Source organism: Longibaculum muris, assembly GCF_004343035.1.
Classification (GTDB): domain Bacteria; phylum Bacillota_I; class Bacilli_A; order Erysipelotrichales; family Coprobacillaceae; genus Longibaculum; species Longibaculum muris.
This window is the reverse complement of sequence record NZ_SMCQ01000014.1, coordinates 1-23,476: the sequence shown is the minus strand read 5'-3', so window position 1 is coordinate 23,476 and position 23,476 is coordinate 1. Positions and strand designations below refer to the sequence as shown.

Annotated in this window: 31 protein-coding genes; 25 read left to right on the top strand and 6 right to left on the bottom strand. The window is 29.6% G+C overall.

The features are described from left to right. Nucleotides 1–70: 70 nt before the first annotated feature. The 9 genes from EDD60_RS09930 (at nucleotide 71) to EDD60_RS09890 (ending at nucleotide 7,156) form a co-directional block, all read left to right on the top strand. On the top strand, nucleotides 71–1,303 hold the full coding sequence (locus EDD60_RS09930; RefSeq protein ID WP_066443839.1) for an alkyl sulfatase dimerization domain-containing protein: 1,233 nt from the start codon (nucleotides 71–73) through the stop codon (nucleotides 1,301–1,303). Between the two features lie 44 nt (nucleotides 1,304–1,347). Then, the gene (locus tag EDD60_RS09925; protein WP_066443842.1) at nucleotides 1,348–1,866 is read left to right on the top strand and encodes a putative immunity protein; all 519 of its coding nucleotides are present in this window, start codon (nucleotides 1,348–1,350) and stop codon (nucleotides 1,864–1,866) included. A 1-nt stretch (nucleotide 1,867) separates the two neighbouring features. Then, nucleotides 1,868–2,755, top strand: coding sequence for an ROK family protein (locus EDD60_RS09920; RefSeq protein ID WP_066443844.1), 888 nt, complete (start codon nucleotides 1,868–1,870; stop codon nucleotides 2,753–2,755). Beyond that, the gene (locus EDD60_RS09915; RefSeq protein ID WP_066443846.1) at nucleotides 2,749–3,417 is read left to right on the top strand and encodes an N-acetylmannosamine-6-phosphate 2-epimerase; all 669 of its coding nucleotides are present in this window, start codon (nucleotides 2,749–2,751) and stop codon (nucleotides 3,415–3,417) included. Before EDD60_RS09920 ends, EDD60_RS09915 begins: the two co-directional genes overlap by 7 nt. Before the next feature lie 114 nt (nucleotides 3,418–3,531). Continuing rightward, on the top strand, nucleotides 3,532–3,846 hold the full coding sequence (locus tag EDD60_RS09910) for a helix-turn-helix domain-containing protein (RefSeq protein WP_066443848.1): 315 nt from the start codon (nucleotides 3,532–3,534) through the stop codon (nucleotides 3,844–3,846). 311 nt (nucleotides 3,847–4,157) lie between these two features. After that, nucleotides 4,158–5,015: a DUF2262 domain-containing protein gene (locus tag EDD60_RS09905; RefSeq protein ID WP_066443849.1), complete on the top strand. Its 858-nt coding sequence runs from the start codon at nucleotides 4,158–4,160 to the stop codon at nucleotides 5,013–5,015. A gap of 106 nt (nucleotides 5,016–5,121) precedes the next feature. Beyond that, the gene (locus EDD60_RS09900) at nucleotides 5,122–5,535 is read left to right on the top strand and encodes a peptide deformylase (protein ID WP_066443852.1); all 414 of its coding nucleotides are present in this window, start codon (nucleotides 5,122–5,124) and stop codon (nucleotides 5,533–5,535) included. Between the two features lie 17 nt (nucleotides 5,536–5,552). Continuing rightward, nucleotides 5,553–6,755 (top strand): Nramp family divalent metal transporter, encoded by a 1,203-nt coding sequence (locus EDD60_RS09895; protein WP_066443857.1) that lies wholly within the window; start codon nucleotides 5,553–5,555, stop codon nucleotides 6,753–6,755. A 2-nt stretch (nucleotides 6,756–6,757) separates the two neighbouring features. Beyond that, a complete protein-coding gene (locus EDD60_RS09890; RefSeq protein ID WP_066443860.1) occupies nucleotides 6,758–7,156 on the top strand; it encodes a tetratricopeptide repeat protein in 399 nt (132 codons plus the stop codon). Between the two features lie 72 nt (nucleotides 7,157–7,228). On the opposite strand, the gene EDD60_RS09885 is transcribed toward EDD60_RS09890, so the two are convergent. Then, the gene (locus EDD60_RS09885; RefSeq protein ID WP_066443862.1) at nucleotides 7,229–7,897 is read right to left on the bottom strand and encodes a MurR/RpiR family transcriptional regulator; all 669 of its coding nucleotides are present in this window, start codon (nucleotides 7,895–7,897) and stop codon (nucleotides 7,229–7,231) included. Between the two features lie 56 nt (nucleotides 7,898–7,953). Between EDD60_RS09885 and EDD60_RS09880 the strand changes: the two genes are divergently transcribed. The 3 genes from EDD60_RS09880 to EDD60_RS09870 are packed head-to-tail and all read left to right on the top strand — an operon-like array spanning nucleotide 7,954 to nucleotide 10,508. Next, nucleotides 7,954–8,565: an AAA family ATPase gene (locus EDD60_RS09880; RefSeq protein ID WP_066443865.1), complete on the top strand. Its 612-nt coding sequence runs from the start codon at nucleotides 7,954–7,956 to the stop codon at nucleotides 8,563–8,565. Between the two features lie 17 nt (nucleotides 8,566–8,582). Next, nucleotides 8,583–9,863 carry a PTS sugar transporter subunit IIC gene (locus tag EDD60_RS09875; protein WP_243646664.1) on the top strand — a complete coding sequence of 427 codons (1,281 nt, stop codon included), beginning with the start codon at nucleotides 8,583–8,585 and terminating at the stop codon, nucleotides 9,861–9,863. A 60-nt stretch (nucleotides 9,864–9,923) separates the two neighbouring features. Beyond that, entirely contained in the window at nucleotides 9,924–10,508 is a 585-nt protein-coding gene (locus tag EDD60_RS09870) for a uracil-DNA glycosylase family protein (RefSeq protein WP_066443868.1), read from the top strand. A 32-nt stretch (nucleotides 10,509–10,540) separates the two neighbouring features. On the opposite strand, the gene EDD60_RS09865 is transcribed toward EDD60_RS09870, so the two are convergent. Then, complete coding sequence (locus EDD60_RS09865; RefSeq protein ID WP_066443870.1) at nucleotides 10,541–11,134, bottom strand: hypothetical protein; 594 nt, start codon at nucleotides 11,132–11,134, stop codon at nucleotides 10,541–10,543. An 8-nt stretch (nucleotides 11,135–11,142) separates the two neighbouring features. After that, a complete protein-coding gene (locus tag EDD60_RS09860) occupies nucleotides 11,143–12,444 on the bottom strand; it encodes a sensor domain-containing diguanylate cyclase (RefSeq protein ID WP_066443874.1) in 1,302 nt (433 codons plus the stop codon). Between the two features lie 189 nt (nucleotides 12,445–12,633). On the opposite strand from EDD60_RS09860, the gene EDD60_RS09855 reads away from it, so the two are divergent. The 5 genes from EDD60_RS09855 to EDD60_RS09835 are packed head-to-tail and all read left to right on the top strand — an operon-like array spanning nucleotide 12,634 to nucleotide 15,722. Beyond that, nucleotides 12,634–13,218 (top strand): SOS response-associated peptidase, encoded by a 585-nt coding sequence (locus EDD60_RS09855; RefSeq protein ID WP_066443876.1) that lies wholly within the window; start codon nucleotides 12,634–12,636, stop codon nucleotides 13,216–13,218. 18 nt (nucleotides 13,219–13,236) lie between these two features. Further along, complete coding sequence (locus EDD60_RS09850) at nucleotides 13,237–13,527, top strand: hypothetical protein (protein WP_066443878.1); 291 nt, start codon at nucleotides 13,237–13,239, stop codon at nucleotides 13,525–13,527. A 53-nt stretch (nucleotides 13,528–13,580) separates the two neighbouring features. Beyond that, nucleotides 13,581–14,033 (top strand): thioredoxin-dependent thiol peroxidase, encoded by a 453-nt coding sequence (bcp, locus tag EDD60_RS09845; protein WP_066443880.1) that lies wholly within the window; start codon nucleotides 13,581–13,583, stop codon nucleotides 14,031–14,033. A 60-nt stretch (nucleotides 14,034–14,093) separates the two neighbouring features. Then, nucleotides 14,094–14,885 (top strand): Cof-type HAD-IIB family hydrolase, encoded by a 792-nt coding sequence (locus EDD60_RS09840; RefSeq protein ID WP_066443882.1) that lies wholly within the window; start codon nucleotides 14,094–14,096, stop codon nucleotides 14,883–14,885. Between the two features lie 3 nt (nucleotides 14,886–14,888). Beyond that, on the top strand, nucleotides 14,889–15,722 hold the full coding sequence (locus tag EDD60_RS09835; RefSeq protein WP_066443884.1) for a Cof-type HAD-IIB family hydrolase: 834 nt from the start codon (nucleotides 14,889–14,891) through the stop codon (nucleotides 15,720–15,722). A 33-nt stretch (nucleotides 15,723–15,755) separates the two neighbouring features. Here EDD60_RS09835 and EDD60_RS09830 read toward each other — a convergent pair whose 3' ends face one another. The 3 genes from EDD60_RS09830 to EDD60_RS09820 all read right to left on the bottom strand — a co-directional run bounded on the left by EDD60_RS09830 (nucleotide 15,756) and on the right by EDD60_RS09820 (nucleotide 17,570). After that, nucleotides 15,756–16,070 carry a hypothetical protein gene (locus EDD60_RS09830; protein ID WP_066443885.1) on the bottom strand — a complete coding sequence of 105 codons (315 nt, stop codon included), beginning with the start codon at nucleotides 16,068–16,070 and terminating at the stop codon, nucleotides 15,756–15,758. Between the two features lie 13 nt (nucleotides 16,071–16,083). After that, the gene (locus tag EDD60_RS09825) at nucleotides 16,084–16,491 is read right to left on the bottom strand and encodes a helix-turn-helix domain-containing protein (RefSeq protein WP_066443887.1); all 408 of its coding nucleotides are present in this window, start codon (nucleotides 16,489–16,491) and stop codon (nucleotides 16,084–16,086) included. 125 nt (nucleotides 16,492–16,616) lie between these two features. Beyond that, entirely contained in the window at nucleotides 16,617–17,570 is a 954-nt protein-coding gene (locus EDD60_RS09820) for a Gfo/Idh/MocA family protein (protein WP_082787317.1), read from the bottom strand. 101 nt (nucleotides 17,571–17,671) lie between these two features. On the opposite strand from EDD60_RS09820, the gene EDD60_RS09815 reads away from it, so the two are divergent. The 8 genes from EDD60_RS09815 to EDD60_RS16590 all read left to right on the top strand — a co-directional run bounded on the left by EDD60_RS09815 (nucleotide 17,672) and on the right by EDD60_RS16590 (nucleotide 23,204). Then, nucleotides 17,672–18,226, top strand: a complete 555-nt coding sequence (locus tag EDD60_RS09815) for a TetR/AcrR family transcriptional regulator (RefSeq protein ID WP_066443889.1) — start codon at nucleotides 17,672–17,674, stop codon at nucleotides 18,224–18,226. Between the two features lie 62 nt (nucleotides 18,227–18,288). Continuing rightward, nucleotides 18,289–18,708, top strand: a complete 420-nt coding sequence (locus EDD60_RS09810) for a hypothetical protein (protein WP_066443898.1) — start codon at nucleotides 18,289–18,291, stop codon at nucleotides 18,706–18,708. Then, complete coding sequence (locus EDD60_RS09805; RefSeq protein WP_132226388.1) at nucleotides 18,709–19,374, top strand: hypothetical protein; 666 nt, start codon at nucleotides 18,709–18,711, stop codon at nucleotides 19,372–19,374. A gap of 87 nt (nucleotides 19,375–19,461) precedes the next feature. Then, nucleotides 19,462–20,433: a PD-(D/E)XK nuclease family transposase gene (locus EDD60_RS09800; protein ID WP_132226387.1), complete on the top strand. Its 972-nt coding sequence runs from the start codon at nucleotides 19,462–19,464 to the stop codon at nucleotides 20,431–20,433. A gap of 110 nt (nucleotides 20,434–20,543) precedes the next feature. Then, nucleotides 20,544–21,350, top strand: a complete 807-nt coding sequence (locus EDD60_RS09795) for a Cof-type HAD-IIB family hydrolase (RefSeq protein ID WP_066449661.1) — start codon at nucleotides 20,544–20,546, stop codon at nucleotides 21,348–21,350. 4 nt (nucleotides 21,351–21,354) lie between these two features. Further along, nucleotides 21,355–22,179: an alpha/beta hydrolase gene (locus EDD60_RS09790; RefSeq protein WP_066449657.1), complete on the top strand. Its 825-nt coding sequence runs from the start codon at nucleotides 21,355–21,357 to the stop codon at nucleotides 22,177–22,179. Nucleotides 22,180–22,253: 74 nt separating this feature from the next. Beyond that, nucleotides 22,254–22,961 (top strand): gamma-glutamyl-gamma-aminobutyrate hydrolase family protein, encoded by a 708-nt coding sequence (locus EDD60_RS09785; protein ID WP_066449656.1) that lies wholly within the window; start codon nucleotides 22,254–22,256, stop codon nucleotides 22,959–22,961. 60 nt (nucleotides 22,962–23,021) lie between these two features. Continuing rightward, nucleotides 23,022–23,204 (top strand): fibronectin type III-like domain-contianing protein, encoded by a 183-nt coding sequence (locus EDD60_RS16590; protein WP_082787431.1) that lies wholly within the window; start codon nucleotides 23,022–23,024, stop codon nucleotides 23,202–23,204. Nucleotides 23,205–23,476 lie beyond the last annotated feature (272 nt).

Here is a 23,476-nt window from a genome sequence, read left to right as displayed (position 1 = left end):
AGTATATGACTATTTTTTCCTAAAGAAAACGAGTACAATAAAGATAGAAAGATTTTAAGGAGGATAAAAAATGTTAAATGAAGAAAAATTAAAATCATTTACACTTAAAAGTTATGCAAAAGATATTGTAAAAGTTAATGATCATATTTATTTTTTTATTGGTTATGGTCATAGTAATGCAATTGCTATCATAGCTCATCATTCTGTTATATTAGTTGATACTTTAGATAGTGATGTTCGTTCAAAAATCTTATTAGAAGATTTAAAGAAAATAACTGATAAACCAGTTAAAACAATTATTTTTACTCATGGACATCCTGATCATAGAGGTGGTGCTGCGACTTTTAAAGATACAGTAGAAGAAATTATTGCTTTTGATAGTATGAAAATGCCACCAAAATACTTTGATAGAATTGCGCCTTTTTTAAATGAAAGAGGAGAAAAGCAATTTGGAATACCTTTAAGTGATGAAGAAGCAATTAGTCAAGGAATTGGAATTAGAGAAGGACGTGCAGTCAATGAAGGGACATATCAATTTTTAAAACCAACAACATTATATCATGAAGATAAAATTGAAAGAGATATTGATGGAATTCATTTAGAGTTAGTAAGAGCTCCAGGGGAATGTGACGATGAATTATTTGTCTATCTTCCTGATGATAAAGTAATGTGTGTCGGTGATAATTATGTGGGATGTTTCCCAAATCTATATGCCATTAGAGGAACACCTTATCGTGATGTGACAGTATGGATTGAAACACTAAAGCGTATGTTAACTTATGACACTGAATATTTCCTACCAGGACATGGACCTCTTTTACAAACTCAAGCAAAAATTAAAAAAGTTATTGGAAACTATAAAGATGCAATTGAATCAATTTTATTTCAAACATTAGACTGTATGCGACAAGGAATGACACTTGATGAAACTGTACAAGCTGTTCATCTAGAGGATAAGTATCAATCTTTAGAATATTTAGAAGAATATTATGGAACAGTCGAATGGAGTGTTAAGAGTATTTATAATGGATATGTTGGTTGGTTTGATGGAAATGTTAATCAATTAATGCCAGTAAGTTTAAATGTTTATAATAAAACTTTATTAGAATTAATTGGTGAAGATAAACTTATTGAAAAAGTAAAGAATTTAATGCAAAAAGAAGAATATCAATTAGCCTTACAATTATTAGAATTAGTTGATGATTATAAAGATCTGAAAAAAGAATGTTTACTTAACCGGGCAAAACAAATGACTTCTGCAAATGCGAGACATTACTTCATTTGTGCTGCCAAAGAATTATAAACGTACGAATCATCGTACGTTTTCAGCAATATAGGGAGGAATTTATGGCAAAATTAAGAAAAATGTTAGGTGATATTCATTGGGATATATGCCAAGATTTAATGCATTTGATAGAAACTCAAAGTCATCATACACTCGCAAATTGGGCTATTCATTATGCAAAAGAAAATTATCTGCCACTATATCTAGAAAGTGTAAAAGAATCTTGTCTAGAAAATGTGATTGATGAATGTGAAGAATATCTCAATCAGCAACGTCAATTAAAAGACCTCAAACCATTATTAAAAGCTGCTAGAGCAGATGCTAAAACATTAACAGACCCTATCTTAGAAGCATTATCTAAAGCCATTGCAACAGCATGTGCAACTGTACAAACACCAACCAATGCATTAGGATTTTTATTCTATGGGGCTGCAGCGATAGCTTATCATGAAGCAGGATTATCTCAAACAAAAGAAGAATATGATCAATTAGCTTACACAGAATTACATCGAGCTTATGTTTCTTTAAAAGATGTTGCTGTTAAAGAAGAACATCCTGTGAAAATAAATTGGAATTGTTAATATGAAAACATATGTCTTAGTGGATATTGGTGGAACATCAATAAAATATGGTTTGATTGATGAAGAAATGAAATGGCTGGATAAACAAGTTATAGATACCCAAGCGCAAAAAGGTGCTAGCCATATTATGAATAAGGTTAAAAATATTGTTAGAAATTATATAAAAGATTATTCATTACAAGCAATTTGTATCTCAACAGCAGGAGTTGTTGATAGTCAAAATGGAATAATCGTTCATGCTTCAAAAACAATTCCTGAATATACAGGAACCAAGATTAAAGAATTATTTGAAAGTGAATTTCATATTGATTGTTATGTGGAAAATGATGTCAATTGTGCTGGGTATGCAGAAAAATGTGGTGGAAGTGGTCAAGATAGTCAAATCATGGTTTGTTTAACTGTAGGTACGGGAATTGGGGGAAGTCTTATTATTGACCATCAGCTTTATAATGGGACATCTTTCTTTGCGATGGAAGTTGGATATATGAATGTTGATGGACAGTGTTTTGAAGATATTGCTTCTACGAGTGCCTTAGTGAGAAAAGTCACAGCATTAAAAAACGATGGAACTCATTATGATGGACGACGCATTATCGCTTTAAGTCAACAAAATGATATTATTTGTCAACAAGCTATTGATGAAATGTGCTTAGCTTTAGCAAAAGGTATCGCAAATATTTGTTATATAACAAATCCAGATACAATTGTTTTAGGTGGTGGATTGATGGAAGAAAAAGATTATCTTTATCCTATGATTGATCATTATCTTAAAGAACTATTGATTCCATATGTTTATCAAAATCTTAAATTAAAGTTTGCATATTATAAAAATGATGCAGGAATGATAGGGGCATATTTTGGTTATAAAAATAGGAGGTTATTATGTTAGAGCAAATTAAAGGAAAATTAGTTGTATCATGTCAAGCGTTAGATGATGAACCATTACATAGTTCATTTATTATGGGAAGAATGGCATTAGCGGCACAAATGGGTGGGGCTGCGGGAATTAGAGCACAGTCTAAAGAAGATATTGATGAAATCATGAAAGTTGTTGATTTACCAGTGATTGGTATTGTCAAAAGAACATATCCGGATAGTGAAATCTATATCACACCAACAAAAAAAGAAATTGACGAATTACTTACAACAAAATGTCAAATGATTGCTATAGATGCAACCAATAGAAAAAGACCTAACAATGAAAAGTTAGAAGATTTAGTTCAATATATTCATGCTCATAATCGTTTAGCTATGGCTGATTGTTCAACTTATGAAGAATGTATGCATGCTCAATCAATAGGTTTTGATTGTGTTTCAACAACTCTTTGTGGTTATACAAGTTATTCAAAATTGTTAGATGGACCACATTATGAACTAATTGAAAAACTAGTTAAAGACTGCAAAGTTCCAATTATTGCCGAAGGTAAGATCAATACTCCAGAAGATTTAAAAAAAGTTTTTGATTTAGGTGTTCATAGTGCAGTGGTCGGAGGCGCTATTACAAGACCTCAAGATATTACTAAAAAATTTGTAAAAGTTCTAAATAAATAATTTTATTCATTATTATAGAGTACAACAAATACTTGTATATGATACATTGTATTGATGTACATGTTCTCCTTGCTTTCATTTAAAATGAAAAGAAGAAGTGATAGGAGAAAGAAAATGAATAATAGAATAAAAGAATTAAGAGAAAGAGAAGGATTAAGTCAAACTCAACTCGCTGAAAAAATTAATGCAAGTCAACAATCTATAAGTCAGTGGGAAAATCATTTAAAAGAAGTTCCTATGGATATAGCAGTCGCATTATCAGATTATTTTCATGTAACTATTGACTATCTTATGTGTAGAACTAATCAGTATTGTTATGATGATAAACAATTCAGTGAACTTAACCAAGAAATTGCTCAATTATCTATTCGTGATCAAAGACTTATTAAAACCTTAATTAAATCAATGTTAGAAGAAAATAAAAAATAATAATATGACATCAAAAAGACTATTAAAGGGATGATATCTTTAATAGTTTTTAAATTATTGATAAAAAAGAGCTAATTTCTTACATATATATGAAAAAATAGAAAAAATTCATTTTAAATAAAAAAAATTATATATAATAAATAAATAGATAAATAAGAAAAAAGCAATGTTGTGATGAGTGTAGCAATCATTGAATATGGATTTATCTAGCTGTGAGAATAAAAGGAGGGACAAGATTCAAATTCTTAAAATAATTGATTTATAAATCAATAGAGAAAAATCCCATTAAAATTAGTGAGAAGGAGAACTATATGGAATTACATAGTGATTTATTTATTCAAAAAGAACGCTTTAAAACAAAATATGATAAACATGCTGAAGAAGTTTATATCTTAACCGAAAATGAGTCAGGAGCTACACGTTTAGGTGATGATGTTTTATGGACTGTTAATATGTCAATATTGGCATATGTTGATATTGAAACAGGGGAGCTTTTTAAAGGGAAGAAAACCATGTCATGGTTATCTTCTGAAGAAGAACGTCGATTAGAAGATTATGGGTTAAATTTAAAACCTCAAACAATTTATCGAGTAAAGATAAGAAAATCATTACCATATGTCAATAAATATTCAGAAACTTTATTTGAATATGGTGAATATTTTATGCTTGATGAAGTATTAGAAAGAGATTGTCATCATCTAGAGTTAGAAGAAATATTGAAAGAGTATCAAAAAGAAGTCATTATTCGACCTGATGGATGTCATGATTTATTATTGGATAAAGCTTTAGGTTTATTTTCAGGAAGTATGATTTGGAATGGAAAAGAATGCAGTTTACATCTTGATGCTGATGATGATGAAGCTATAACTGCTGATGAAGCCATTGATACATTACAAAAATTATTAAATCATAGCCAAGAATGGGAAGAAAAGATTCGTTTATATGCAGCTGAATATCTTACTGATATAGCTAATGATTGGAGTGAAGATATTAAAGTAGAGCTGTCTGTAGAAGAATTTAATAAACGGATGAGACTTGATAATATTAGTGTTATGACAGAAGGTGATTTTGAATTTTTCTTTAATGATGATGGTATGATAGGTGGACATGATATTGTTGTAAGTGGAAATATTGATAAAGGATTGGATGATGCGAATATAATAGGGTAATGATTAAAAGAACGAGATGAATCGTTCTTTTTTCTTTTTAAATCTAAAGTCACTTGCGACATTTTAGTACACATTATATAATGAGATTATTCAAGGAGATGTGTATATGATTAAAGAAATTGTTAAAGATCAATTTATATTAGGACAAAAATCAAAAGAAGCAACATTAGAAGATTTACCAATCGCTTTAGATTTATTAGATACAATTAAAGCTCATGAAGAAAATTGTGTGGGGATTGCGGCAAATATGATTGGTGAGTTAAAAAGAATTGTTGTGATTAATGATCACAATCATTATATAATTATGATGAATCCACGTATTTTAAAAACAGCTGGACGTTATTATGAAACAGAAGAAGGTTGTTTAAGTCATGAAGGAGTAAAGAAAGTTAAAAGATATGAAAAAGTAAAAGTTGAATATCGTGATGAAAATTGGAAAATAAAAATTAAAACATTTCAAGATTTTGCTGCTCAAATTGTACAACATGAAATTGACCATTGTGAGGGGATCTTGATTTAAAGAAAAGGAAGATGTAAATGAAGTTCATCAATAGATTAAAAAATATTGGACCAGGGGCATTAGTCGCTGCGGCCTTTATTGGACCAGGAACAATTACTGTTTGTTCAAGCTCGGGAGCTAGCTATGGCTACACTCTTTTATGGGTTATTTTGTTTTCTACCATAGCAACGATTATGTTTCAGGAAATGGCGGCCAGATTAGGAATTGTGACTGGTAAAGGATTGGGTGAGAATATTAGGGAAAGAATTGATCATCCGATTTTAAAAATAGTTATTATGCTTATTGTTGTATTGGCGATATTTGTTGGTAATATTGCTTATGAAACAGGGAATTTAACTGGTGGAGCAATGGGGTTATCAACATTATTACCTCACGTTCCTCTAAGAACAATTGCTTTGGTGATGGGACTTGTTGCGATTGTTTTGCTTTATAGTGGAAGTTATAAATATATTGAGAAGTTTATGACGGCATTGGTATTTATTATGGCATTTGCTTTTATTGTGACGATGATTTTATCAAAGCCAGATTTAATTGCTGTTATGAAAGGATTTATACCTAGTTTTTATCAAGTTGATTGGATGAGTGTTGTTGGTTTGATTGGAACAACAGTGGTTCCATATAACTTATTTTTACATTCATCAAGCGCTGCTCAACGTTGGAAAAATAAGGAAGATATTAAAGATGCAAGAATAGATACAGTTTTATCAATTGGTTTAGGTGGAATTGTTTCAATGTGTATTGTGATTGTAGCAGCAACGAATTGTGGTGGGTTACAAATTCAAAGTGGTGGAGATTTAGCGATGGCATTACAACCGGTTTTAGGAAATGGAGCGACAGTTTTAGTAAGTATTGGTTTGTTTGCTGCAGGGCTCACTTCAACAATAACGGCGCCACTTGCAACTGCCTATGCTACTAGTGGAATCTTAGGGATTTCTCAAGATATGAAAACAAAGAAATTTCAAATCATATGGTTGATTGTTATTGTGAGTGGAATGATTTTTCTTGCTTTCAATCATTCTTCACCAACTCAATTAATCTTGATAGCGCAAGGAGCTAATGCAATTATTTTACCAATTATGGCTATTTTCTTAATGATTTGTATGAATGATGAAAAATTAGAAGAATACAAAAATGGTAAACTTAATAATATAATGGGATTTATTGTTTTAGGAGTGACTATTTTAATTTGTATTAGAAATATTATGAGTATGATGGGGTAATTATGATGGGAGCTATTTTATCAGAGGAAATATTAAAACAATACCAGGATTTATGTCAAAAAGCTGATTTGTTTTTAGAACAGCATCAGGCAAATGAAGCTATTGAAGAATATCAAAAAGCCTTAGCTGTGTTACCAGAAGGAATTTGGTCTTGTTCAAGTTATGCTTATACAGGAATTGGAGAAGCATATCAGTTATTAAACGACTATCATCATGCATTAGAAGCTTTTATAAATTCATATTTGGATGACCAACAATTCAACCCTTATATTTTAATGAATATAGGAATATGTTATGAAGAAATTGGAGATCATAAAAGAGGCCTTTATTTTCTTAAAAAGGCATATGATATTGATCAAAGAGTTTTTGAAGGTTTAGATAAGTATAAAAACATGTTATAAAGTTCATAACATGTTTTTTTGTTGATAAAATCGATATAATTTTTATGTCGTAATTTGTATAATAAAGATGGCTTAAGGAAATAACAAGGTTTCAAAAGCAATAATTGTTTCACCATAGAAAGTATTTACATGATTTAAGTCATGTGAGAAAGAATCATATTGACCAATTAAGATGGGTAATGATGAATTCTTATAGATAGGGGAATCAGAATTTGCAATGAAACTAATGATAGGAACATGATTCTGATAAGCTGTTTCTACAATTTCATTTAGACGTGGTGTTTTTCCTGAATATGAAACAACAATCATAATTGTATCTTTGTTAAAGAGCTGACTAAACATTTCCATATGAACAACACACATTGCTTGATAACCAAGTAAAGTTAAACGTTGTTGCATATATTCAGCAACAGGTGAAGAAAAACCTAAACCAAAAACAATGAAACGTTTTGATTGATCATTCAGTAATGATGAAAATTGTGTTTGATATTCATGATATTTATGATGAAAGTCGATGTTTGTATCTTTGGTAGATGTCAGGTGATAAATCATATCACTATAACCTTCAAATCCAAATTTATTACATAATTTATAAATGGTTGAAGTACTTGTATAGTTATCTTTTGCCATTTGACGTATACCAATAGACTTTAACTCATTGATATTTTCTTGCATATAAGCAACAATTTGTTTTTCTAAATCATTGAGTTCATATTTTTCTGATAAATGCACAATATTCATAAAAAACACCTCCTAAATCAATTATGTCATAGAAAAAAGAAAGGGGCAAGACAAATATGGCAAAAACAATGTATGACCCATGGTCAAAAATCACCACAAGAAATGGATATGCTGGTGATGAAGTTATTTCAGCATTACAAAAATCAATTCGTAGAGGATTAGAAGAACAAGCATGTATGTTCGCTTATGAACTTTATGTATCTTCACCTCAACTAGAAGAAAAATTATGGAGAAGATTATTAACAATCTCAGTTGAAGATATTGGAATGGGAAATCCAATGGCAGCAGTTGTTGTGAATAATTTATATCGTATGAGTAGAGAATTTGATTATGCTGATGGCGATAGACCAATCTATTTCATTCACGCAATTCGTTATATGTGTCAATCTGAAAAAGATCGTTCAAGTGATTTATTAAAGAACATTTGTATTAAATCTTTCGCAATGGGAAAATTCCCTGAAGTTCCAGATTATGCTTTAGATAAGCATACACAAAGAGGACAAGCAATGGGTAGAGATTCATTCCATTTCTTAAATGAAGCAAGTAAAGTTATTCCACAAAAAGAAATTGATAATGATTATAAAGAAAGATATGCAAAAATCTTAGAAGAATATGATCCAGAAAATGTTGTAGATTCAGCATTTCAATTTAATGGATGGCAATTTTAATATAGGGGAGAGAAATCATGAGTAAATTAGAGAAATTATTAGCTCCATTAGCAAATAAACTTGGAAATCAAAGACATTTACAAGCTATTTCTAATGGGATGATGATGTCACTTGCATTAATTGTTGTAGGTTCTATTTTCTTAATTGTTGCGAACCCACCAATTAATCTAGATTTAGTTGATTTAAATACAGGAAATATTTTCTTAAAAGCTTTAATTGGCTGGAAACAATGGGCAGTTGCAAATTATGATGTTATTACAATTCCATATACAATGACAATGGGATTGATTGGTTTAGTTACTGCATTTGGTGTGAGTTATTCTTTAGCTGAAGGCTATAAAATGAAATCTGCAATCAATGGAATTATTGCAATGTGTGTATTCTTAATGATTGCTGCACCAGTTAAAGAAGGTCAATTATCAATGGCTTATTTAGGTGCAGATGGTTTATTCGTTGCTTTAATTGTTGGTTTATTATCAGTTGAAATTTGTCGTTTTGTAGGAGATAGAGTTATCTTTACTTTCCCTGATAGTGTACCAAGCGCAGTTACAAACTTCGTAAACTCATTATTACCACTTGCTGCGAATATTATCATCATTTATGGTTTAAATTTAGTAGTCATGGCAATGTCTGGAAAAGCTTTACCAGAATTAATTATGAGTTTATTAACACCAGCTATTTCTGGGGTTGATAATATTTGGGCATATATAGCAATCTTTGCTTTCTCAAATATTTTATGGTTATTTGGAATCAATGGTTCATCTATTATTTTCCCAATTGTCTTTACTTTAGGTTTAACAAATTCAGGATTAAATGCAGAATTAGTTAACGCTGGACAAAGTGCAAGTCATATTATGAACTTACAAATGTATCGTTATGCAGTATTAGGTGGGGGAGGAAACACTTTAGGATTAGTCTTATTAATGTGTTTCTCACATGTAAAACATTTAAGATCAATTGGACGTTTAAGTGTTGTTCCAGGAATTTGTGGAATTAATGAACCAGTTATCTTTGGTGGACCAATTGTGTTAAATCCAATCTTAGCAATTCCATTTGTATTAATGCCTTGTATTTCTATTGGTCTAGGATATTTAGCTCAAAGTATTGGATTAGTAAGTATGGGATATATTATTGATCCATCATTTACTCCATTCTTTGCACAAGGATTCTTATCTGCATTGGATTTTAGAAATGTTATCTTTATGTGTGTATTGATTGCTATTAGTGTGGCAGTTTATTATCCATTCTTTAAAGTTTATGAAAAATCATTAGCTGAAAAAGAAGGCGTAGAAGCTTAAGTCTATTCATTTGAATAGACTTTTTCTTTTGACTTGGGTATACTTGAATCAGGTGATATAATGGATAAATTCGAAACATTAAAACAAGAGATATTAACATGTCAGGCATGTCGTGATATTTTAGCTTATAAGCCTCGTCCGGTTTTTCAAGGACAACAAAATTCAAAAATCATGCAAATCAGTCAAGCACCATCACGTAAAGTTATGGAGACAGGTTTGCCATTTAATGATCCTAGTGGTGAAAAATTAAGAAATGATTGGTATCAAATCACAAGCCAAGAATTTTATGATTCTAATAATTTTTATATCACATCAATTGGTCGTTGTTTTCCTGGCAAAGCAAAAACTGGGGATAATCCTCCACCAATTCAATGTGCGCAACGTTTCTTATCAAGAGAATTAGAACTTGTTCAACCCGAAATCTATATTTTAATTGGTGCTCATGCTGCTAAGTTCTTCTATCCTCAAGAATCATTAGAAGATTTAATCTTTCATGATCATATTTATAGAGGTAAACCTTTATTTGTCTTACCACATCCTTCACCCCTAAATCGAAAGTGGTTAAAAGATCACCCAGAATTTGAAAAAGAAAGAATAGTCTACATTAGAAAAATAATCCATAAATGCTTAAAACAACCAGAATAACTGGTTGTTTTAAAAAGGGGAGTTTATATGATTCATTTAAACAATTTTTCTAATATAATTTGCCTTCTTTCCTTTGAACATGTTTTTTCATATCTCAAAGAATCAACATTCATTGTAATTAATTCACTTTTAGAAAAATGAATATAACTCATTTTCTTATCTATAAAATCAAAACAATAAAGTCTAGTAACCGCATTAATATAGATATATCTAAAAAATAAATAAGTATAAGGAAGATTAATAAAATAACGATACAATTCATCTTCTTTTAAATTATGACAATGAGAAAATATATACAAACCATTCTCTTTATAAACATCATAATTTCTACTTTTTTCAATCTTTCTTTCTATCGCATTATCTAATTTTTCAAATACAAAAGACTTATCTTTATGATTATGATCAAAAGGTGTCATATCAATCGAAGCATATAATGGCTTTTTGATATCAGCTACTGCTTCCTCAGGAGTTAAAGCTTGTGTGACTTCAATACCTAAATTAAGCGTATATAAACGCAAATCAGGCCGATCATCATGAAAAATATCACTTTCTTTGATATGGAGAAAACGTGCTAAGGTTAAAGCAGCATATTTCTCAAAGTAATTTTTACTATAACTTTCACGCATCTTTCATATCACTTCCTTGAATCATTCATTTTTTTATAATATATTCTTTTTTCTTGATACATTTTTGAATCAGCTTTCTCTATTAATTGATGAATAGAAGTATTTGAATCACTCCAAACACTACCAATAGATACACTAATATATTTATGTTGATGATAGTTTTCTTGCATTTTTTCTACCTGATTCATAAAATCTTTTTGTTTCATATGTGGACAAATAACAATAAATTCATCACCACCAATACGATAAGCTTGATTATAAAAATAATGATTTAAAATATGTCCAACATCTCTAATTAACTGATCACCATAACGATGCCCATAATGATCATTAAATTTCTTAAGTCCATCAATATCAATATATATAATACCAATACTAGAAAACTCCTGATTATCAAACATCTCTAAATCCTTAATATATTTATTACGATTAAACAGACCAGTTAATAAATCAGTATAACTTAAATATTCCAATTGACTCATCATTTTTCTTTTTTGTATATCATTCACAACAAAATATGTAATAGAAGTCAATAAATCTAGATCATCATTATGAAAAGTAGGATGATCTACACCAATAAAACCAGCAATCTGACTATCTTCAATTAAAGGTGCTATTAGTGATTGATATGCTGTAATATGTGAAGATAAAAAATTTAAACATTTGTTTTTTTTATATTCTGCAAGTTTTTCATTAATGACTGATAAAGGAATATTTTGTAATAAGGAAATATGAGGAGTAACTTCTTCATTGCACCATTCATAAGTATTACTTGCTTGTTTTTTGAGTAAATCATATTCAAAAATGTAAACACGATGTGCTCCATAAAATTCAGCAATTAAAGATAATATTTTATTTATCGCATTATAAAAATCATTATTTTCAGCTAATGTCTGAATACAATGAATAAGCGTTTCCTCACTCGTTACTTTAGTGTGTAATTGTTGTTTTTCTTGAACTTCTTTAGTAATATCAATCGCAATTTCTAATCTTAATATTCTTTCATCCTTTGTTTGAATTAGTTTATCTCTAACATTATAGTATTTATTTACAAAGTCATTATATCGATCCCAGGTATAAAACTGATTGAGAGTTAAATATTTGTTTGTACAAAACTCACAAGGATAATCTTTGCCTTGTAAAAGTTTATAACACTTTTGACCTTTATATTCATTATCATCTTGAATATGATAAATATCTTTTAATAATTGATTTAAATAAACAATTTCATAGGTAACAGGATCAGAAAGATAAACAACATTCTCTGTTTCTTTCAATATTATTTCACGAAACTCATCAAAATCAGTCATAATATCATCCCTATCTCTATGTTTATTGTAGGATAAATTATACAAAAAAGAAAGGAATAACGATATATAAAATAAAATTGTTAAGTTGATGATTTTTAAAAAATAATGATATTTATGGTATAATATCTTTATATTTGTAAAAAATGACTGTTATGAGTTATAGAATAGATATTTTTAAGGAGGTTAAATATGTGTGGGAGATATTATTTTGATGGGGATACCTATCGTTTAGTTGGTAGAGTGATTGAAGATTGTCAGTATGACTATGAAGAATATGAAAATGATTTTTATCCAGGAGATAATATTCCAGTATTAGCAGTTAAGAATGGAAAATTGACATTGACTCCTATGAAATGGGGATATTCAATGAATAATAGTTCTAAACGTGTGATAAATGCAAGATGTGAAACAGTATTGGAAAAGAAAATGTTTTCTCAAGATGCTTTAACACATCGTTGTCTTATTCCCGCTAAGGGATTCTATGAATGGGATAGTCATAAACATAAGGTTTCTTTTGAATCACAAAAAAACAGATATTTATTGATGGCAGGTATTTATCGTGTTAAAGAAAATGAGGTGACAATTATTACAACGATGGCTAATTCTTTAATGAAACCTATTCACTCAAGAATGCCATTAATGATTGATGAACAAGATATACAAAGATGGTTATATGATAATCAATATTTAGAAAGTTTTTTAACTTCTACAACTGATGATCTAAATATTGTTTCTGGACAAATACAAGAGTCATTATTTGGTGATGATGAATAAACTATAATGGTGATGTTTATGGCTTTACCTAATATGAATCCTTTAGTTATTGATCAATTGATAGTTGTTATGAGTAGTGTTTTTATGGATTGTTTTAGTGCGGATGAACAAGATGTAATTGGGAACTTTTTTGCAGCTTTAGGGAGTATGCTATCTTTAAATAGTTCATATATATTATTACAACAATCACAAAATGAAATATTGAATCAAGATGATAAGACTGAGGCGGATTCCCAATATGATTTATTAGAAAAAAGTATTGATAAAATGAAAGAAGAAATTGAGAAAATAAAAAATAATAAGCATTAAATTTGCTTTTTAGTCATTATTTTTCTATCATAACAACAAGGAGTGTGAAAGATATGTTAGAAGTAGGTATGAAAGCACCAGATTTTACATTATTAAATCAAAATGGAGAAGAAGTTTCTTTAAAGGATTATCGTGGAAAGAAAGTAATCTTATATTTTTATCCTAAAGACAATACTCCAGGATGTACAAAACAAGCTTGTGGCTTTGCTGAAAATTATCCACATTTTCAAGAAAAAGGCGCTGTTGTTTTAGGGGTTAGTAAAGATAGTGTGAAATCACATAAGAAATTTGAAGAAAAATATAATCTTCCTTTTACTATTTTATCAGATCCACAGTTAGAAGCTATTCAAGCTTATGATGTATGGAAAGAAAAGAATATGTATGGTAAAAAAGTAATGGGAGTTGTGAGAACAACTTATCTTATTAATGAAGAAGGGATTATTGAAAAGGCTTTTGGTAAAGTAAAGGCTGCTGATAATCCATTACAGATGTTAAATGAATTATAGGCCGAAAGGTCTTTTTCTTTTGGTTCATTTGTTATATACTATGGACATTGAGGTGAAGTTATGATTAAGTTAATTGCGACGGATATGGATGGAACATTTTTAGATTCTCATAAACAATTTGATAAAGAATTTATTGATGTTTTTTATCAGATGAAAGAAAAAGATATTAAATTTGTAGTTGCTAGTGGGAATCAATACTATCGTTTATATCAAAGGTTTTTACCTTTAAGTGAACATATGTATTTTGTGGCTGAAAATGGAAGTTATATAGCTAAAGGAACAACTGAATTGTACTGTAATATTATATCAAAAGAAGATGTAGAGAGAATTAAAGAGATTTTATCTAAAGAAGATAGAATATTTATGGTTTTGTGTGGAAGAAAAGGAGCTTATATTTTAAAGGAGCATTTTGAGTATCGTTTTGAAATCAAAAAATATTATTGTGCTTATACTTTTATTGATTCTTTTGATGATATTGATGATGATATTATGAAGATTGCTATTTATGATAAAGAACATCATATTAATATTGTATTGGATGATATAAAAGATCAGTTACCTAAAGATGTTAAGGTTGTAACTTCAGGTAATGAGTGGATGGATATTCAAAATAATGATATTCATAAAGGAATTGGAATTCAATTTTTACAAATGTTATATGATATTGCGCCAGAAGAATGTATGGCATTTGGTGATCAAATGAATGATTATGAAATGCTTCAACAAGTAAAATATGGTTATGCTATGAGTAATGCGGTTGAACCAATTAAACATGTTGCTTATGATGTTATTGGTTCTAATGATGAGCAAAGTGTTATTAGTAAAATAAAAGAGGTTATAGAGGGAGATTAAGATATGGGTGAGTTAAAGGTTGTTGCTATGGATATGGATGGAACGTTACTAACTGCAAGTCAAGATATTTTACCTTATACAAGGAAAGTGTTGATGCAATTACAACAACAAGGAGTATCTTTACTTTTGGCTAGTGGGAGAGATATTGATAGTTTACAAAAAATTGGACAGAAATTAAATTTATCTGATTATCCTCAAAGTGGATATATTTGTCTCAATGGATTAGAAATTTATGATTCACTTGGAAATCAACTTCATCAAGAAGAAAAACTGCAATTTAAAGATGCTGCTATTTTAGCTGATATGGCAAAGACTTATCATATTGATATGATTCTGTTTTTTAAAAATAGTCTTTATATTATGGATTTTGGTCAAACAGGCATAACAGAACATCATTTTATGACTTCAACTAAATATAAAGTTCAAGACATTAAAGAAATTCCTTTGTCTGAATTTGAAGATCTAAGAAAAGTTGCGTTTGTTCAAAAGGCATCTATTTTAAACGAAATATTACCAACATTACAACAAACTGCTCACCAACAATTTGATTTATGTAAAGTTGAACCTGATTGGGTAGAAATCAATCCTTATGGTTCACATAAAGGAGCAGCTTTACAAAAGTATGCAAGTATAAAAAATATTTCCATTGATCATATTATTGCATTTGGCAATGGTGAAAATGATATAGAAATGTTAAAAATAGCTGGTAAAGGTATTGCGATGGGAAATTCGTTTGAAAATGTAAAATATGTTGCTGATGATATATGTGAAGATAATGAACATGAAGGAATTGGATTATATTTACAAGAGTATCTAAAAAAGCAGATTTCAGAATAAACTGAAGTCTGTTTTTTTAAACAATCCCAATCTTTAAAATAATACTTCTGATATAATTAAAGAAATTGTTCCTAAAGCAATAAACACTAAAGCAACACCAACACGTTTTTTATAAGAATCCATTTTTTGCTGATCTTCTAAAGACATTATAGAAGGATAATTTCTTCTTCCCAATAAATAAAGAATAAGGTTGCTACTATTACGTCCCATTGTAAACAATCCCCAAAAATGAGGATGCTTGAAATGACGACTTTTGGCATCAATAATAGTCATACGAAAAATAGAATAACTGAGTTGAAAAGCTCCAAGTAAAACAATAAAAACAAATAAAATTTCATAATATTTCATGTGTATACCCCCCCTAAAATTTACGGATAATCTGATAAAAGAAAATTGTGATACTGATAATTGAAAGACTTAAAATACTAGCTAATAAAATCTTGTTTTCAGAAATTATTTGATTAAAAATAATCATAAAAATAAAAACAACAATATTTAATAAACCCATTATAATTAATTTTTTATTACTATTCACAATATCCGTACTTTCATTTAAATGTTCAATCATATCCTTATCTCCTTTTAATAAAACATCCAAACTCATCTGATAAAGATCACTCAATAAAATAACACTTATAATATCAGGATAAGAACGATTGTTTTCCCAATTTGATATTGTCTGTCTTGAAACATGTATTTCATCAGCAACTTCTTCTTGGGTTAAACCCTTTTGATTTCTAGCATCTCTTAGTTTCTCACCAATCTTCATAAAACCCCTCCTCGTTTCTCTTATCTTTCCATATTCTTGTATTTTTGTCTATCAAAAGTCTTTGACATTACCCAATTAATGATGTAAAAAATGTTTTGTTATTAAAAAAAGACACGTATTTGTGTCTATTGCCATTTCTGATAAAGTTTTTCAACTAATTGACAAGCTTGAATTGTTTTTTCTTTATTCATAACAGGACTTTCAATGAGACCTTTATTTAAACAATCATGAATGTGTTTTATTTCGTAAACAAATTCACTTTGATAAGGATAATCGAAGTATTGTGTTTCTTGACCATGAATATGAAGTTCTAATCCTTTAGATTTCCAAAAATAAGGAACAACGATATAACCTAATTCACCATAAAAAACGGCTTCATTTTTTAATTCGACATTCATTGCTATTGTAGCTGAAACAAGGATCTCATGATTTACTTTTAATTGAAAATTACAAATTTCATCAGCTTTAGTAGGACATTTTATACATGTACCATCGATATCTAAATCAGGCTGATCAAACAAATATTGTAATGATTCAATTGTATAAGTCGAACTACCATACAATGCGCCACCACCTAATGTTAAATCATACATCCAATGATCATAATCAAAACGACCAGGGAAGCCTGCTTTATATTCAATATATTTCACTTTTCCAATAATATTGTTATTGATGAGTTCTTTAACTTTCTTTGTTGTAGGTAAAAACACACATTTTTGTGCTTCCATTAAAAAACAGTTCTGTTTTTTAGCTAATTCAAATAATTCAATAGCTTCTAAACTATGTAATACAAATGGTTTTTCCATCACCACATGTTTATGATGTAATAAGGCTTTTCGACAATCACGATAATGTAATCCATTGACTGTTGGAATATAGATTACATCAATATTGTCATCTTCAAACAATTCATCATAACTTCCATAATAATTATCAATATTTAATCTCTCTGCAGCAATTTTTGCTTTTTCTAAGGAACGTGATGCAATAGCTTGAACATAGCCATCTCCACTTTCACGAATCCCTGCAACAAAACGATCAACAATTGAAGCTGTACTTAATATACCATAACGTATCATATTTATCACCCACTCCATTATAACATAAAAAAGTTACTTTTCATTTGACAAATCTTATTTTATAGTTTAAAATGAACAGTGTTCAGTTTGGTGGTGATAAGATGAATAAAATTGTAACTTCAAAAGAAGATATCTTAAAGGCTAGTCGTGAAATAGCTTCTAAGGATGGTTTACAATCAATCAATATGCGAAATGTTGCAAAACATTGTGGTGTGGCAGTAGGTTCGATTTATAATTATTTTCCTTCAAAGGCTGATTTAATTATTGCGACAGTTGAAGATATTTGGAAATCATTTTTTCATATGGGTGATGACTTATACTTTAAGCACTTTAATGATTGTGTTGACTGGTTATTTACAACAATTCAACGAGGTACGAAGCAATATCCAGGATTCTTTATTGCTCATGCACAGGGTTTTCAATCTTCTGATGTGAAACAAGGTAGAGAAGTCATGGAAGAATATTTTAAACATATTCAAAGAAGTTTGTTGATGGTTTTAAATCAAGATCAACAAGTCAAGCAAGATGTTTTTAATGATGATTATACAAAAGAAGATTTTATTCAATTTGTATTTGTGAATATAATGAATTTATTATCACAACAACAACCATCTTGTCATATCTTACTAGAGACAATACAAAGAGTTATTTATTAACCCACTTAGGCTGTGGGTTTATTTATGAATTAAAATGAACATTGTTCATTATGGAGGATGATATGAAAGTACAAAAGAAAAATCTATTAATTTTAGCAGGTATAGTATGGTCTATTGCAGGTTTTAATATCTTAAAAATAGGGATTGAAGCCTATGTATCATATGTAAGTTTGCTTAATTTAGTGTTGTCATTGGTTATTTATATAATTTTTATGAAGTTTGTTTTTTCTAAGATGGTTAATAAACATACTAAAAGAATTGTTTCTTATGAAGAAGAATTACAACTCTTTATTAAGTTTTTTGATCAACAAGCTTTTTGTATTATGGCATTTATGATGAGTGTAGGTGTTAGTTTAAGAGTTTTTCACTTAGTTCCAGAAATATTTATTGCCGTGTTTTATAGTGGACTTGGTGGAGCGTTACTTTGTGCTGGCATATTGTTTTTTATCAGTTTTTATCAAAATATAAAGGAGGAAGTTTAAATGCAAGCAATTATGGAAACTGGTTTTGATATTATTTATTTAGCAACGGTTATCACGTTAGGAATTTTGATGATTAAAGGAAATCGTGGGAATCGTCAATACTTACTGTTTGGAATTATGGCAGTTACTTTGGGATTAGGTGATTCATTTCATCTAGTTCCTCGTGCTATTGCTTTATGCACAACAGGATTGCAAGATTACACTGTCGCTTTAGGTATTGGGAAGTGGATTACTTCCATAACAATGACAATTTTCTATGTGATTTTATATTATGTTTGGCGATTACGTTATCATGTAGAGGGTAGAAATGAATTAACAATTGTTATGTATATTTTAGCAGCACTACGAATTGCTTTATGTATGTTCCCACAAAATGCATGGACAAGTGTGAATGCACCATTGTCTTGGGGAATTTATCGTAATATTCCTTTTGCATTAATGGGATTAATGGTTATTATTTTATTTTATCAAAGTAGTCGACAAAAACAAGATAAAGCATTCTATAACATGTGGTTAACTATTGTTTTAAGTTTTGCTTTCTATATTCCAGTTGTTTTATTTGCTGATACTATTCCAATGGTAGGAATGTTAATGATTCCAAAAACTTGTGCATATGTGTGGACAGTTTGGTTAGGTTATAGTGATATGAAAAAAGTTCAAAGATAAATATGTTTATGTGAAATTATGTGAAGTAGAAAATAAAAAAGAAATTTGCCCTCTTACTCTCGTATATAGAAGTAGGAGGGCTTTTTTATGATAATGAAAAGAAAGAAAATTGTTGATTTTAAAAATGATGTTTTGTTCAAGTATACCTTAAGAGATGATCAAGATCCTGATTCTATCTATCTCCTTAAACTCATCATTGAAAACATCGCTGGCATTGACTGCCATTCACTCAAGGTCTTGAATCCTGATCTCAATCCTCAGCATGTCGAAGATAAGGATATGATTCTGGATATCAGAGTCACCAATGAAGATGGTGAAATCTGTGATGTCGAAATGCAGAATTCATCACTTGACCAGGAGCAGTATCAAAGGTTCCAGATCTATGGAGCAAGACTACTCGTAGAACAGCAAAAGAGAGGTGATGACTATGTCACCAACATTCATCATGTGTTTCAGCTGATATTCATCGATGACCTGGATAAGGACAACCTGGTACTGATAGACAGGTATGTCAGTCAGAATGAATCAGGGAATCAGGAGAAACATAACTTGATCACGAGAATCTACATATATCTACCCTATATCAATATCCTAAAGAAGGAAAAGGGATTAGAGAACTTCAATGAACTAGAAACAGCGATCTACATATTTAAAAATGGAATCGATGATGATATAATGAAGTTAAAGAAGAAGGTGGTGGATATCATGGAGAAGAAGGCAGATGATTTTAATGAAGATATGATTCTACAGGACATGGCATTCAACCGTGATTTAAACAAGCGAGCAAGACAGGCAAGAATGAAAAGAGAACGTGACGAAGGGAAAGAAGAAGGGCTGCAAGAGGGATTGGCTGAAGGGAAAAAGCTTGGACTAACTGAAGGTACAAAGTTTGGTAAAAGAGATTTCGTATTAAAATTGTTTACCAAGACATATCCACAAGCTGAAACAGGATTTCTGGAAAATCTATCCGTAGAGCAGTACGAAAAGATATTTGACTTACTTATTGAAAAAGCAAGTCTAGAAAAGATATATGAAGCTGCAGATTGTATAAAAGAGTAAACTTGGAATAAAAAGGAAGTTTTTAGTAAAAGAGACTTCCTTTTTCATATCTTGATATTTTTATGATTATAAAATGTTTTTTTTATATAATAAATGAAGGAGGAAAAGATATGGATAAAAAAATAGTTTTTTTTGATATTGATGGAACACTTGTCAATGTACCTCATGGGCTGATGCATCCTACTCAAAAGACAAAAGATGCATTAATAGAATTTAAAAAACAAGGGCATAAGATTGTTATTGCAACAGCGCGAGGTGAAGTTCCACAAAGTGTGAAAGATATTGAATTTGATGGATATATTTGCAATGATGGACATTATATTCGTTTTGATAATGTCGTACTTATAGATGATATTATGAGTACAGCACAAATTCAAAAACAAATGGATGTATACAGGAAATATAATGGGCGCTCTATGTATAATGGACATGATGGGCAGTGGTGTGCATTCTTAGATGATGAATTAATAATTAAGCATCGTGAAATGTTTCAAGGTACTTCGAAAAGACCAATAGGAGTAATAGAAAACTTTACAGCACAAGATGTGAAAGCTATAAGCTGTTGTGTTTTATTTGAAAATGCTGATGATTTATGGAATGCATACCATGAATTGGAAGATGAGTTTACTATGATTCCTTATGCAACAGGACTTATTCGTATGGATGTTTATAATAAGGGATTTACTAAAGGAACTGCATGTGCTTATCTTTATCAAAAGTTAGGTATTGATTATGAAAATACTTATGCGTTTGGGGATGGAGTTAATGATATAGAGATGTTTCAATTGGTTAAACATGGTATAGCTATGGGAAATGCAGTTCAAGAACTAAAAAATATAGCAAGTGATATAACAAAGAGTGTAGATGACGATGGGATAGCTGCTGCTTTTGTTAAACACTTTCAGATAGGAGAATAGAAATATGGCAACCATACAAGTTAACTTTTTTTCTCAATCATTAATGCGTACAGTTACATTTCAAGCGATTTTACCAGTTGATAAAGTTTTAAAATGTCAGCAGAAAATCAAACCATATAAAACCCTTTATTTATTACATGGTATTTTTGGTGACCAAACAGATTGGTTAGTGGGGACACGTATTCAAAGATGGGCACAAGACCATAATTTAGCTGTTATTATGCCTGCTGGTGAAAATAAATTTTATGTAGATAATGAAAACTCACATGAATATTTTTCAAAGTTTATTGGTGAAGAACTTGTTGAGATGACACGTCGCATGTTTCCATTATCAAAGAAACGAGAAGATACTTTTATAGCGGGATTATCAATGGGAGGATATGGGGCAATCATTAATGGTTTGAAATATCATGAAACATTTGGATATGTAGCTGGGTTATCTTCAGCACTTATATTAAATATGGTTATTCATTCTACTGATGGAGATGATATTCCTTATATGAATAAGCGTAGTTATTTAACAAGTGTATTTGGGAATATTGATCATTTACGAGGAAGTGACAAAGATTATAAAGCCTTAGTATTCAAGTTAAAAAAAGAAAAGGCTAATTTTCCACAAATTTATATGGCTTGTGGTACAGAAGATTTTCTATTAAAAGCAAATCAAGACTATTATGAATTTCTAGTAAAAGAAGGAATTGAGGTCACTTACGAAGAAGGACCAGGATCGCATACTTGGGATTTTTGGGATAGATATATACAAAAAGTATTAGAATGGTTACCACTTGATAATCAAGAAGAAGGATTAAGTAGTGGACATGTTGATTAAATTATATAAGAATGTCTAAAAGTCTTTAGACATATAAGAAAATTGTTTATAATGGATAAGAGAGAGTGATAAAAATGAAAGCAATTATAGGAATAACATGTAGTGAAAAATATGAAGAAGGACGTTGTATTCAATTTGTTAATCAAGAATATATTGAAGCAATAGAAAAGGCAGGTGGGATACCTTTACTATTACCAATATCAGAATCAAAAGAAGTCGTAGAAGAACAATTAGAAAGAATAGATGGTTTACTAATACCTGGGGGTTATGATGTTAATCCATTATTCTATCATGAAAGCTGTCAATTTGAATTAGATATTTCTGATTCAAAAAGAGACTATTATGAAATACAATTACTAAAACTTTGTTCCCAAAAGAACATACCAATCCTAGGAATATGCAGAGGTTTACAAATTATCAATGTTGCTTTTGGAGGAACTTTATATCAAGATAATCAAATGGCTAGTGAATATGTATTTCAACATCAACAAAAAGAAAGACGAGAATTTCCAACACATAGTATAAGAATTAATAAAGATTCATTTCTAGCACCAATATTTAATGATAAAACATTTGTTAATAGTATGCATCATCAATCTATAAAAAAATTAGCAGAAGATTTTAGAGTTGTTGCAAGAAGTGAAGATAGTATTATTGAAGCTATTCAACATAATTTCTTAAAAATCTATGGTGTTCAATTTCATCCAGAATGTATGATCAGAGATGAAAAGATGCAAAAAATATTTGATATTTTTGTTTATCAATGTAATTACAAGAAGTAAAGCTAATAAATATTGGCTTTATTTTTTTGTTAAAATAAATTATTAGCCGTATTTTGTTTCATAAAAGGAAAGATTTTCTTAAAACCGCATGAATCACAAAAAGTTGAATTTGTAATTACAGAAGATATGTTACGTTTTGTGAGAAAAGATATGAAGTTCGCTAGTGAAGAAGGAGACTTTGAAATCTTTATTGGAAAAGACAGTTTAACAGAAAATAAAGATACATTTGTATTGAAAAAATAATGAAATTGCTCTATTTTGAAAAAATAGAGTTTTTTCATTATTTTAAAAGAAAAACGAGAAATAAATGCGTATATATATAATAGAAGGGCATTGAATAAAATTTGCTTTATGCTATTATATTGTTGAACATACCTCATATGAATATCAAAGCTTTGAACTATAAAAAGGGAGGTATGCAGAATGTTGAATTGTAAAGCTGATCCAACTTTAAAAGATTATTTCAGGGATAAAGTTCATTTTGCTGATTTTTTGAATGGTATCTATTTCTCTGG